Origin of the sequence: Roseibium aquae (genome assembly GCF_008711285.1) — a bacterium.
Classification (GTDB): Bacteria; Pseudomonadota; Alphaproteobacteria; order Rhizobiales; family Stappiaceae; genus Roseibium; species Roseibium aquae.
On record NZ_VXDC01000001.1, the window covers coordinates 660,709 to 673,189 of the forward strand.

The 12,481-nt window shown below is 61.6% G+C and carries 12 protein-coding genes and 1 other RNA gene; 8 read left to right on the forward strand and 5 right to left on the reverse strand.

Annotated features, from left to right (window positions below; genetic code table 11):
• Positions 1-38: 38 nt before the first annotated feature.
• From F0184_RS02910 to F0184_RS02925, 4 genes are all read left to right on the forward strand, one after another.
• On the forward strand, positions 39-434 hold the full coding sequence (locus F0184_RS02910; protein WP_150494254.1) for a VOC family protein: 396 nt from the start codon (positions 39-41) through the stop codon (positions 432-434).
• Positions 435-527: 93 nt separating this feature from the next.
• Entirely contained in the window at positions 528-1,082 is a 555-nt protein-coding gene (locus F0184_RS02915; protein ID WP_150494256.1) for an ATP-dependent zinc protease family protein, read from the forward strand.
• A complete protein-coding gene (rimK, locus tag F0184_RS02920; protein WP_150494258.1) occupies positions 1,079-1,984 on the forward strand; it encodes a 30S ribosomal protein S6--L-glutamate ligase in 906 nt (301 codons plus the stop codon). The genes F0184_RS02915 and rimK overlap by 4 nt, the downstream gene beginning before the upstream one ends.
• A 2-nt stretch (positions 1,985-1,986) precedes the next feature.
• Positions 1,987-3,027 (forward strand): succinylglutamate desuccinylase/aspartoacylase family protein, encoded by a 1,041-nt coding sequence (locus F0184_RS02925; RefSeq protein ID WP_150494260.1) that lies wholly within the window; start codon positions 1,987-1,989, stop codon positions 3,025-3,027.
• On the opposite strand, the gene F0184_RS02930 is transcribed toward F0184_RS02925, so the two are convergent.
• The gene (locus F0184_RS02930; RefSeq protein WP_150494262.1) at positions 3,020-3,934 is read right to left on the reverse strand and encodes a hypothetical protein; all 915 of its coding nucleotides are present in this window, start codon (positions 3,932-3,934) and stop codon (positions 3,020-3,022) included. The two genes, F0184_RS02925 and F0184_RS02930, sit on opposite strands and share 8 nt — an antisense overlap.
• Before the next feature lie 259 nt (positions 3,935-4,193).
• Here F0184_RS02930 and F0184_RS02935 point away from each other — a divergent pair, with 259 nt between their 5' ends.
• Positions 4,194-6,500, forward strand: a complete 2,307-nt coding sequence (locus F0184_RS02935) for a xanthine dehydrogenase family protein molybdopterin-binding subunit (RefSeq protein WP_150494265.1) — start codon at positions 4,194-4,196, stop codon at positions 6,498-6,500.
• 69 nt (positions 6,501-6,569) lie between these two features.
• Here the strand turns inward: F0184_RS02935 and F0184_RS02940 are convergent, their stop codons facing one another.
• A complete protein-coding gene (locus F0184_RS02940) occupies positions 6,570-7,223 on the reverse strand; it encodes a 3-oxoacid CoA-transferase subunit B (protein ID WP_150494267.1) in 654 nt (217 codons plus the stop codon).
• Complete coding sequence (locus tag F0184_RS02945) at positions 7,223-7,876, reverse strand: CoA transferase subunit A (RefSeq protein ID WP_150494269.1); 654 nt, start codon at positions 7,874-7,876, stop codon at positions 7,223-7,225. The genes F0184_RS02940 and F0184_RS02945 overlap by 1 nt, the downstream gene beginning before the upstream one ends.
• Positions 7,877-8,124: 248 nt before the next feature.
• On the opposite strand from F0184_RS02945, the gene F0184_RS02950 reads away from it, so the two are divergent.
• Together F0184_RS02950 and F0184_RS02955 are read left to right on the forward strand one after the other, a co-directional pair.
• Positions 8,125-9,654: an AMP-binding protein gene (locus F0184_RS02950; RefSeq protein ID WP_150494272.1), complete on the forward strand. Its 1,530-nt coding sequence runs from the start codon at positions 8,125-8,127 to the stop codon at positions 9,652-9,654.
• Positions 9,651-10,463: a 3-hydroxybutyrate dehydrogenase gene (locus tag F0184_RS02955; RefSeq protein ID WP_244298956.1), complete on the forward strand. Its 813-nt coding sequence runs from the start codon at positions 9,651-9,653 to the stop codon at positions 10,461-10,463. The genes F0184_RS02950 and F0184_RS02955 overlap by 4 nt, the downstream gene beginning before the upstream one ends.
• 6 nt (positions 10,464-10,469) lie before the next feature.
• On the opposite strand, the gene F0184_RS02960 is transcribed toward F0184_RS02955, so the two are convergent.
• Positions 10,470-11,060 carry a TetR/AcrR family transcriptional regulator gene (locus F0184_RS02960; RefSeq protein ID WP_150494274.1) on the reverse strand — a complete coding sequence of 197 codons (591 nt, stop codon included), beginning with the start codon at positions 11,058-11,060 and terminating at the stop codon, positions 10,470-10,472.
• Positions 11,061-11,116: 56 nt separating this feature from the next.
• Positions 11,117-11,686 (reverse strand): carboxymuconolactone decarboxylase family protein, encoded by a 570-nt coding sequence (locus F0184_RS02965; RefSeq protein WP_150494276.1) that lies wholly within the window; start codon positions 11,684-11,686, stop codon positions 11,117-11,119.
• A gap of 217 nt (positions 11,687-11,903) precedes the next feature.
• Between F0184_RS02965 and rnpB the strand changes: the two genes are divergently transcribed.
• Positions 11,904-12,313: RNase P RNA component class A (rnpB, locus tag F0184_RS02970), an RNA gene on the forward strand.
• Positions 12,314-12,481: the final 168 nt, after the last annotated feature.

The following is a 12,481-nucleotide window of genomic DNA, read 5'->3' on the forward strand; positions in this document are numbered from 1 at the left end:
GGGCGTGGCATGGTTTAAAGACTGACCGGAGATGTGCCTTGGCGAAAGCGATTCACTCCATGATCCGTGTGCTCGATGAGGGGCGGTCGGTCGAATTCTATGCCAGGGCATTCGGGCTTTCGGTTGCCGACCGCTTCGAGTTCGACAGCTTCACTCTCGTCTACCTGCGAAACGGCGAAGCTGACTTCGAGTTGGAACTGACGATCAACAAGGATCGCGAAACGATGTACGATCTGGGCGATGGATATGGCCACCTCGCCTTTTGCGTCGATGATCTGGATGCCGAGCACGCGCGGTTCGCCGAACTTGGCTTCAATCCGCGCCAGATCGTGGAATTCGAGCGTGAGGGATCTTTGATGGCGCGGTTCTTCTTCGTTGCCGATCCGGACGGGTATCAGATCGAAATCCTTCAACGGCATGGGCGCTACCGGTAATTCCGGAACAGCGGTGGCTGGCCACATGGCTGGCCCGCCTTCCATTTTCAAGAAATCCGTGTTGCATTCGGGTGGCTTTGGGGGACAGCAATCATGAAGCCGGGGCGCAAAGCTCGGATCGGAAAACCGGACATTGTCGGTTGGCGGGAAATCGTCGCGCTGCCCGAGCTGAACATACCCGCCCTTCGGGTCAAAATCGATACCGGCGCGCGCACGTCCGCGATCCACGCGGAGCAGATCTCCGTTTTCGACAGGGCCGGTCAATCCCGAGTGAAGTTTCGGGTACCGAAATCGATCGTGCATAAACCTGTGTGGATCGATGTGCCCGTGCATGATGAACGTGCCATCAAGAACACGAGCGGCGTTCCCGAGACACGGCTCATTATCGAGGTGCTCATGCTCCTGGGCCGGCATCGGTGGCGCATCGAATTGTCGCTCGCCAACCGCGCGAATATGGGTTTCGACATGATTCTAGGACGGACGGCCATCCGGAACCGGAATATTCTTGTCAATCCGGGGCGTTCCTTCCTGATGGGGGCTCCGGGTCATGAGCACGCAACGTCATTGGAAGACATTTCACATCCCGCTGACCATATCTACCCGGCCAAGGGCCCGTCTGACAGCACAGAACCAGGGAGCGACCTTTGAAGATCGCAATGCTAGCCCGAAACCCGGACCTGTACTCCCACCGCCGTCTCAAGGAGGCCGCGGCGGAGCGGGGTCATGATCTCGACATCATCAACACGTTGCGGTGTTACATGAACATCGCGTCCCGGAGGCCCGAGATCTACTACAATGGGCAGAAGCTCGTGGGATACGATGCGGTCGTGCCACGGATCGGGGCGTCCATCACCTTTTACGGCCTTGCGGTCCTGCGCCAATTCGAGATGATGGGCGTCTACACCCTCAATGAATCGGTCGCCATTGAACGGTCCCGGGACAAACTGCGCTCCATGCAGCTTCTCGCGCGTGACGGCATCGGCCTGCCGGTGACCACCTTTGCCCATGATCCGAAGATGACGGAACAGGTTCTGGCCACGGCGGGCGGGGCGCCCGTGGTGATCAAGCTGCTGGAGGGCACGCAGGGCATCGGGGTGGTTCTGGCCGATACCGAACGCTCGGCCAAATCGGTCATCGAGGCGTTTCGCGGGGCCAACGTGAACATCCTCGTGCAGGAGTTCATCAAGGAAGCCGGGGGGACCGATATCCGCGCGCTCGTGGTCGGCGGGAAGGTGATTGCGTCGATGAAGCGAACCGGTGCGGAGGGGGAATTCCGGTCCAATCTGCACCGCGGCGGCATTGCCCATGCCATCCGTATTTCTCCCGAGGAGCGATCCACGGCTGTTCGGGCCGCCAAGACGATGGGGCTCAATGTGTGCGGTGTCGATATGCTGCGTTCCAACCATGGTCCGGTTGTGATGGAGGTGAATTCCTCGCCAGGCCTGGAAGGGGTCGAGAAGGCGACTGGCGTCGATGCCGCCGGAAAGATCATCGATTTTCTTGCCAAGCATGCCGAGGCGGGCAGAACCAAGACCCGCGGAAAGGGATAGCCGTGACGCGCCCAGCGTTCGAGATCGGATCGCAGAAAGTAGAAGCGGGGACCCGCCGGACGATCGATCTGCCGGTCAGCGTCCTGTCCGATCACACACCAGTCACCATGTCGGTGCATGTGGTTCACGGGCGCAAGCCCGGGCCCGCCGTGTTTGTCAGTGCGGCCGTTCATGGTGACGAGGTGATCGGTGTCGAGATCGCCCGCCGTATCCTGAAGGCGCCCAATCTGGATAATCTGAAAGGCACCTTGCTGGTGGTGCCGATCGTCAATGCCTTCGGTTTTCTGAGCCATTCGCGCTACCTGCCAGACCGGCGGGATCTGAACCGGTCCTTTCCCGGTACACCGGGAGGCTCGCTCGCCGGGCGCCTGGCGCATTTGTTCATGAGCGAAATCGTAAAGCGCTGCGACTATGGGATCGACCTCCATTCGGCAGCGATTCACCGGACCAACCTGCCGCAAATCCGCGTCTCGCCATCGCGTCCCGAAACCCTGTCCCTGGCCCGTGCATTCGGGGCGCCGATCATCGTGACAGCGAGACTTCGAGAAGGATCCATGCGCGAAGCGGCCAAGCAGGAGGGTGTCGACGTGCTGTTGTTCGAGGCCGGCGAGGGCTTGCGCTTCGACGAAATGGCGATCCGCACCGGGGTCAGCGGCATCTTGCGGGTTCTGCGCACGCTTCAGATGGTTTCCGGCAAGGGGATTGCCAGACCCAAGGCGCCGTCCTTGCGGGCGTCCACAACGCTGTGGTTGCGCGCGCCGGCCGGAGGGCTGTTGCGCACCTTCCGCACAGCGGGGGACTTTGTGCGGGCGGGCGATTTGATCGGCATGATCTCCGATCCTTTTGGCGAGGTGGAGCACGAGATCCTCGCCCCGGTCGAAGGGCTGGTCATCGGCCGGACGCATCTGCCGGTCGTGAACGAGGGCGATGGGCTGTTTCATCTGGCGGAATTGCGGTCCTCCGACGATGCGGAAGCCACGCTGGACAGCCTCAATTCCCAGCTTCTTGCCGATCCGATGTTCGACGAAGACGAGATCATCTAGGCCGTTTTTGAAGTCGATAGGTGCGACCGTCGGCAAGGCCGAACACGAAGGCGGGCCCCGCCGGTGCGGCCTCTTGCACGATCCCGCTGGCCAGCCGGCCGGGCAGGGTGATCGACGCTTCTTCCCGTGCTTGTCCGGATGCAAAGCTCAAAAGCTTCAAGACCCGAAGGCCGTCTGTTGGAAGGAGCAAATCGGGGATCCCGTCGCCGGTGGCATCAAGGGTGGCCGACAGATCCATCTCCCGCGATCCTATGGCATGATTGGAGAACCCGGTTTTCGACACCAGCCGTGTCAAGCCTGATCCGTCGAAATCATACAGGAACAGTGTGCCGCCGATATGCGGCGTCTGGACATAGGCAATCTGCTTTCTGCCGAGCTGGAGATAGTCGTCGATCCCGGCGATGTTGAGCCATCTGTTGGCGCGCCCGATGTAACCGGTCGTTCCCAGTTCCCGAAGGGTGCCGTCGCGCAAACCGTAAACGGTGACAGAGCCTCCAAGCCGGACCGACGCCTTGATCGTGACGACTTCCGTCCGCCCATCCCCGTCCAGATCGGCAAGGCGCGGCGTACGGTCCTCGAAAACATCCGTGTCGGGCAGAACGAACCGCATTACCTCGCCGCTCGCGGTCTTTACCGACAAGCCCCCGGCTTCGATCCCGTCGCCCAGAATGGCATGCCCGTATCGGCCGGTCGGTTCGATGTACCAGGCCTCTCGAATATCTCCCGACAGGGTTTGTGCAACCGCGCCATCGGGCAGACCGTTCGGAGCCGGCTGAAAACCGGGGGCGAAGCTGTCTGGGGCGGAGCGACCGGGCAAGACTTCGAGAAACCAGCCGACAGTCCCGGCAGCGATACTTGGCGTGGCGCTGGTGAACAGCGCGAAGACGGACAGCAGCAGGAGGCGCATGGCGGACCTTTCCGTGGATCAGGTTTCCATACGGGATAACCATCTTGCGACCGCCGTCCATTCAAATGACGGGTCTTGAAAGTAAAACCAACGTCAAGGCGCCGTTTCGATCAAGGGATTTGAAGCGCGTCTTTTTGCGCTGCCGCACTGGTCACCTCCCGGAGCGGGCGTTATGTTCGCCCCCATGACGGCCCGTCCGGAAACACTGAATTGCCCGGCGCCCGGGCCAAACTCATCTCGCAGGCCAAGGAAAACTCCCATGAATCAGATGGTGACCCCGAAATTCGGCATCGGAGCGCCCGTCCGCCGGAAGGAAGATCAGGCTCTGATTACCGGCCAAGGGCATTACACCGGCGACTACATGCCGGACGGGTGTCTGCATGCCTATGTGCTGCGCTCGCCCATGGCCCATGCGACGTTCACGCTCGCCGGGCTGGACGATGCCCGCGCGCTTGAGGGGGTTCATTTAATCCTAACCGGCGATGACCTTGATGGCGTCGGGACCATGCCGACGCGGGCGGTCATGAAGCAGATTGACGGCAGCACGCACAAATGCCCTCCGCAGCCCGTTTTGTGCAAGGACACGGTGCGATATGTGGGGGATGCAATCGCCTATATCGTGGCCGATGACGTCAATACCGCGAAATCCGCGGCCGAACTGATCGAAGTCGATTTCGAGCCGCTGGATGTCGTGGTCGATATCGAGGCCGCGCTTCAGGATGGCGCGCCGCTGGTCTGGCCTGACTATGGGACGAATGTGGCATTCACGCTTGGGCACGGGGATGCGGACAAGACGGCCGCCGCGTTCGAGAAGCCGGAGCGGGTCGTCTCCATCGACGTGATCAACAATCGCCTCGTTGCCAACTACATGGAGCCGCGCGGCTGTGTCGCGGAGTTCGATGCGGGCGCGGATCGGTTCAAGCTGACACTCGGCACCCAGGGCGGCCATGGCATGCGCGACGTGATCTGCACCGGGATCCTGAACATCGATCCCGCCAAATTGCAGGTGGTCACGCCGGAAGTCGGCGGCGGATTCGGCACGAAGATGTTCTGTTATCGGGAATACCCGCTCTCCCTCCTGGCCGCCAGAAAGCTCGGCCGTCCGGTCAAGTGGACCGGCGAGCGTATGGAGCATTTCATCACCGACGCCCATGGCCGGGACAATGTCACCCATGCCGAGCTGGCGCTCGATGCGAACTCGAAGATCCTGGGTCTCAAGGTGCATGTGAAGGCCGCCATGGGCGCCTATCTCCACCAGTTCGGCCCGTTCATTCCGTTCGTCGGAACTTCCATGTCAAGCGGCCTATATGACATCCCCGCGTTGGAGGCCCGGATCACCGGCGTCTACGCCAACACGGTGCCGACCGACGCCTATCGCGGAGCGGGGCGCCCGGAGGCCGCCTATCTGATCGAGCGGCTCATCGAAAAGGCCGGCGAGGAAACCGGCCTTGGTTCGGTGGAGATCCGCAAACGGAATTTCATCGCGAAAGAGGCGCTGCCCTACACCACGCAGACCGGCCGGATGTACGACACAGGCGACTATGAGGGGCACCTGACCAAAGCGCTGGAAGTGGCCGATTGGGAGGGGTTCAAGGCCCGCCAGGACGCGAGTGCGGCTGAGGGCAAATACCGCGGCATCGGGATCTGTTCCTATATCGAGGCCTGCGCCTTCCCGGGCGGCGAGGAGGCGACGGTTGAACTCAACGCCAACGGAACGCTCACCCTCCTGATCGGCACCCAGACCAATGGTCAGGGCCATGCAACTGCCTATGCGCAGGTGATTGCTGAGAAATTCGGGATCGACCTGGATGCGATCGAGGTCATTCAGGGCGATACCGACCGTGTCCGCAAGGGTGGCGGCACGGGCGGGTCCCGGTCGATCCCCCTTGGTCTTCCCTCGGTCAACAATGCATCCCAAATCCTTGTCGACAAGATCAAGGAAAAGGCGGCCGACCAGCTTGAGGTCGGTGCCGGGGACCTCGAACTGTTCGGTGGACAGGTGCGCGTCGTGGGGACGGACCGGCAGGTAAGCCTGGCGGATATCGCGGCCGCAAGCGGAGAAACCCTGACCGGTCAGGACATGGTGAAGCAGGCCGAGGCCACCTACCCCAATGGCACGCATATCTGCGAACTGGAAGTCGATCCGGACACCGGCGACGTCACCATCGTCAACTATGTGATCGTGGACGACTTCGGCGTCACCGTGAACCCGTTGCTGCTCGCAGGTCAGGTCCATGGCGGCACTGCTCAAGCCATCTCCCAGGCCCTTTGCGAACGGGTGGTCTATGACGAGGACGGGCAGCTGATGACGGCCTCCCTGCTGGATTATCAGCTGATCCGCGCCGCCGACCTGCCGGATTTCAACTTCCAGACCCGGAACGTGCCGTCGAGCACCAATGCGCTGGGCATCAAGGGCGCCGGGGAAGCGGGCACCATCGGGGGCTGCGCGTCTGTCATGAACGCCCTTCAAATGGCCTTGAAGGATGGCGCCGGTGTGAGCGATCTGATCCAGATGCCCGCCACGCCCCAGCGGGTATGGGAGGCCATTCAGGCCGCCAAAGCATGAGTTGCTTGCGGGGATAAACCATCAGGCCCGCGCATTGGCGCGGGCTTTCCATTTCACTGCTGCAAGACGTTATGTGAGCTGCATCGGCGGGACATCGCCGTGCATGATCAAACTGGCGCCCGTTGCGGCGATGACCTCGTCCACGCTGACGTCGGGGTGACGTTCCTTCAGGACAAGGCCCGCCTCGGTCGGCTCGATGACCGCCATTTCTGTCACAATCAGGCTGACGCGGCGTTGCGCGGTCAGGGGCAGGGTGCACTCGGGCAGGATCTTGTGGGCGCCCTTGGCGGTGTGCACCATGGCGATCACCACCTTCTTGGCGCCCGCCACCAGATCCATCGCCCCGCCCATGCCCGGCACCATCTTGCCGGGGATCATCCAGTTCGCAAGATAGCCACGCGCATCGACCTGCAAGCCTCCAAGCACGGTCATGTCCAGGTGACCGCCCCGGATCAGGCCGAAACTCATGGCACTGTCGATGGAGGCCGCGCCCGGCAAGGCGGTCACGAACCCGCCGCCGGCATCTGTCAGGTCCGGGTCTTCCATGCCCTCCGGCGGGCGGGCACCCAAACCGATCACACCATTTTCGGCCTGAAAGAATACATGGACATCTTTCGGCAGATAATTGGCAACGAGGCTCGGCAGCCCAATGCCAAGATTGACCAGCATGTCCGTCTTGACTTCGTGCGCCACGCGGCGGGCAATGATTTCCTTGGCTTCCATCACGCAGCCCTTTCGATAAGATGATCGACCAGAACACCCGGCGTTTTCACCGAATCTGGCGAGATGACACCGACCGGAACAATAAGCTGGGGCTCGGCGATCACGGTTTCGGCCGCCAGCGCCATGATCGGATTGAAATTATGGGCTGTCAGTGAGTATTCCAGATTGCCGACATAGTCCGCCTGGCGTGCGGCCAGCAGGGCGAAATCGCCTCTGATGGGCGTTTCCAGAAGAAAGGTTTCGCCATTGATCTCGACGGTCGGCTTGCCGTCCTCGACGGGTGTTCCGAGCCCTGTCTTGGTCAGCACGCCGCCGAGACCGACCCCTGCGGCCCGGATCCGTTCGACCAGCGTTCCCTGCGGAACGAGTTCGACCTCGATCTCTCCTGAAATCATCTTCTGTTGCGTTTCCGGGTTGAGGCCAATGTGCGAGGCGATCACCCTGGACACGGCTCCGGCGGAAATCAGCTTGCCAATTCCCTTGCCGGGCATGGCGGTGTCATTGGCGACGACCGTCAGGTTCCTTGCGCCGCGGGCCACGAGGGCGTCCATGATGCGCTCGGGTGTTCCCACGGCCATGAAGCCGCCAATCAACACCACCGATCCGTCGGGAATCATCTCCGCCGCTTGTTCAGGTTTGCATGCGTGTTTCATTCAGAACCTCGTCCGGCTGAGGAATTATGCGGCCAGACGATAGCCGGGGGATAAGGACGGGCAAAGTGAAGATTGTGCGACGCAGTATCCTTACGTATGCGCCAGTTGCCGCCGCAAAGTGCCTCATCTTGCGTTTTGAGAACAACAATTGGCGGACCTTGAAAAAGCGGGCTGTTCGGCAAATGTCGAATATACGATAAAAATCGCAATAACTCAGGATACGAAAGCAAGCGGAGGATGGCGGTGCAATGAATGTGGCGCACTGGTTGCACAGGACCGCGGTTTTGGGGCCGGACCTGCCGGCGCTCTATCACGGGGCCGACCTGCACCTGACTTATGCCGCGCTCCGCCAAAGAGTGAAAAGCCTGTCCGCCGGTCTTGCGGACCGTTTCGGTGTTCGGCCCGGTGATCGCGTCGCCCTGTTCATGGGCAACACCCCTGCCTATCTGGAAGTGCTGTACGCCATATGGCATCTCGGCGCGGCGGCGGTGCCTATCAACTACAAGCTCCATCCCAAGGAAGCCCAGTTCATACTGGAGGATTCCGGTGCCAGGTTGGTGTTCGTTGCGGACGGGAACGGCCTGAGTGACCCCTATGCGATGTGTGAGGTTTGCTGTGTGCACAGCGAGGACTACGCGGCGCTGACCGGACGGGACGATGGGGACGGTGAACCGGCCCCGCGGGCGAGGGACGATCTGGCATGGCTGTTCTATACCTCCGGCACGACCGGCAAGCCGAAAGGTGTGATGATCAGCCATGGGAACATACACGCCATGGCCTTTGCCTATTTCGTGGATGTCGACGAGGTTCGGCCGGACGATACCGCGCTCTACGCGGCTCCGCTGTCCCATGGTGCCGGGATCTACAATTTCATGCATGTGATGCGCGGGGCAGCGCATTGTGTTCCAAAGAGCGGTGGCTTCGATCCGGCGGAAATACTGTCTCTGGGCAAAACGTTCGGCAGTGTGCACATGTTTGCGGCGCCCACCATGGTGCGCCGTCTGGTCGATGCCGCCAAGGCGGCCGGGGAAACCGGGGAGGGCATCCGGACCATCGTTTACGGCGGCGGGCCGATGTATCTTGCCGATATCATGGAAGCGGTCCAGGTCATGGGGCCCCGGTTCGTCCAGATCTACGGGCAGGGCGAATGCCCGATGACGATCACCGCGCTGCCCCGGGACCTGGTGAGCGACCGGGCTCATCCCCGGTGGAAGGAGCGGCTTGGGTCCGTGGGAACCGCGCAGTCCTGCGTCGAGGTGCGCGTTGTCGACGAGGCCGGGCGGATCTGCGCTCCGGGGGAGAGTGGCGAGATTGTCGTGCGCGGCGCAGCGGTGATGCCGGGCTATTGGAACAATCCCGAGGCGAACGCAAAGACGCTGAAAGACGGATGGCTCCATACCGGAGATGTCGGGCGGTTCGATGAAGACGGCTTTCTGACGCTGACCGACCGGTCCAAGGACGTGATCATTTCCGGCGGCACCAATATCTATCCCCGTGAGGTCGAGGAAGTTCTCCTGCTGCTCGATGATGTGGCCGAGGTGTCCGTGGTTGGCGCACCCGACCCGGAATGGGGCGAGGTCATCGTCGCCTTCGTGGTGCTCCGTCAGGGCGGCGAACTGTCGCCGGAGGCGCTTGACCGGCATTGCCTGGAAAATATGGCCCGGTTCAAGCGCCCGAAACGGTACGAGTTCCTGCCAGAACTTCCCAAGAACACATACGGCAAGGTTTTGAAGACCGACCTGCGCCGGCGCTTTTCCGATGAGAAGGTTTCACCATGATGCATTCCGGGTTCTTGAAGGGGCGGACCGCCTTTGTCACGGGGTCCGTTCAGGGGATCGGTTTGGCGATCGCCCGCGCGCTGGCGGCCGAAGGCGCGCGGGTCGGGCTTCACGGCCTTGGCGATCGGGCGGTCATCGAAGAAGCTCAAGACCAGGTGCGCGCGGCGGGCGCGGCGGAGGTGCGGTTCTTCGAGGGCGATATGCGGCATCCGGACGAGATCGAGGCCATGATGGATGCGCTCGAAGCCTGGGGGAGCTGCGATATTCTGGTCAACAATGCCGGAATTCAAAAAACCGCACCCTTGGCGGATATGCCCCGTGAAACCTGGGAGGCGATCCTGGCGGTGAACCTGTCCGGGGCCTTTTTCACCATGCGCCGGGCCATGCCGAAAATGGCGGAGCGGGGTTATGGCCGCGTGGTGAACATTGCGTCCGTTCATGGCCTTGTCGCTTCGAAGGACAAGAGCCCCTATGTGGCCGCCAAGTTCGGACTGGTCGGTCTGTCCAAGGTGGCCGCCCTTGAATATGCCCATGCCGGATCGCGGGAAACGGGCGGTGTGACCGTCAACTGCATTTGCCCGGGCTGGACGGAAACCGCCATCATTCAGCCGCAGATCGAGGCGAGGGCCGCGGATCAGGGCGGCGACCGGGCGGCGGGTGTGGCAAGCCTCTTGGCGGAAAAACAGCCCAGCTTGCGGACCTCGATGCCTGAGGAGATTGGTGCCGCCGTGGTCTGGCTGTGCAGTCCCATCGCGCACAACATGACCGGGATCACGTTGCCGATCGATGGCGGCTGGACCGCGCAGTAAGCCGGTCTAGACCTTGCCTTCGATCGTTTGCGCGGCTAGTTCCGCCGCTGCGCGAATATCGTTGGGGTCCGCGCCAGTGCGGGCCATGCCGTTGAGCCCGAACAGCGTGGTCATCACGAAGGCACTCAACTGGGCGGCCAATCCCCGCTCGCTCGCATCAAGGTGCTCAAGGGCAAGATCGACCTTGTCCCGGATGCGGCCGGCGATGAGTGCGTTCAGTTCGGCCAGCTTGTCTGCCTGAGGGGTGCCGTCCAACGTCCGTTCAGCGACGTTCGAGAAAATTAGGCAGCCGCGCCGTGAGCCCTCCGCCATCGTGCTCCCGATGTGGCGGAGAAAGCAGGCAAGGCCCTTCCGGGGGCCTTCGGGATCGTTGAGCAGTTCCAGGCCTTTCAACGTGCGCTCTTGGACATACCTTTCAAGCACAGCCGAAAACACCGCATCCTTGCTCTCGAAGGTCGAATAGAAGCTGCCGCGCTTGATCCCGGCGGCGTCCTGCAAGTCCTCGATCGATGTCGCGGCATACCCTTTTGTCCAGAATACCTTCATGAAGGCATCCAGAGCCTTGTCTTCATCGAATTTTCGTGGCCGTCCCGCCATTTGGTCCTCAAGAGGGCGTGCAGCCTGGCTCTTTGCTGGCTGCACGCCGGATCATGTTACGCGACCGCCTTGTCCCGGGGCGGCGTCCAGTCGAACTTGTGAAACACACTGTCCACCGGCGTTTCGGCGATGTGATTAACATAGTTCGACATCACCTTTTGGGCGAGGCCCAAGATAATGTCGAGCACGTTGCGCTTTGTATAGCCGGCGTCGAGGAAAGCCTGGACATCGTCATCGGAGACATGGCCGCGCTGGCGGACGACTTTCAAGGTGAAGTCCCGCAGGGCCTCGAGTTTGGCGTCGGGCAGGGGCGTATTGTTGCGCAAGGCATCGATGATGTCCGCCGGCACCTTTTGCATATGCGCGATACCGGTATGTGCCGGCACACAATAGTGGCACTCATGCTCGACATTGATGGTGAGCCAGACCACGTTTTGCTCGACGGTGCTCAGGCTTGTTTCCTGAAACAGCTGATGAAGCCTTTGATAGCCGTCGAGCAGTTGCGGCGATTCCGCCATCACGGCGTGCAGGCCGGGAATGCGGCCAAATGCTTTCTGCGATCTTTCGAGGAGTTCGGCGCCGCCGTCTGGCGCGCTTTCAAGAGTGTGGATTGTCAGTTTGGTCATGCTGGGCTCCTTAAGGCTTAGAGCGGCGACGCGGTGTTGCGTGACCTCAACCTGGTATATTTGTACTCAAAAGTCAAAAATTACGAAAGGCCGGAATTCCGCCGTTTTTCAGGCTTCGGCATGCAAAGTCACCGATTTGTGTTCGTGCCGTGCTCCGGCGTGACCAGTTCGAAGGTGTTTCTTGACCTGAGCCGCAATCCCACATAAGCCACGCGGGCCAGTCGGCCGGACAGCCGCTGCCGCAAGTGCCGAAAGGCCGCGGGGGAGGAAAGTCCGGGCTCCAAGGAAACACGGTGCCGGGTAACACCCGGCGAGGGCGACCTCAGGGAAAGTGCCACAGAAAGCAAACCGCCCTGTCCAGATAGCGATATTTGTCGCAGGGTAAGGGTGAAAGGGTGGGGTAAGAGCCCACCGCGCCTTCGGCAACGCGGGCGGCATGGTAAACCCCACCGGGAGCAAGACCGAATAGGGGCAGCGCGGGCCGCAAGGCCCAGGCCGGTTTCCAGGCCAGTTGCCCGGGTTGGTTGCGCGAGGCGTCTGGCAACAGGCGTCCCAGATGAATGGCTGTCACGTCCGGGCCTTCGGGGCCGGGCCATACAGAACCCGGCTTACAGGCCGGCTGGCTCTTTCAAGATTGCGTTACAAGCGCCCGGACACGGGACGCCGGGTTTATTTGGCCGTCGGCAAGTCACGGCATGGCCTGGGAAAGCCTGGTAAAGCCCGGGCGGCCCGGCTGGTGCCCTCAACCGGTTGAAAGCGGGCCGATTGCGCTATCTACCGTAGGGTTATTCCATT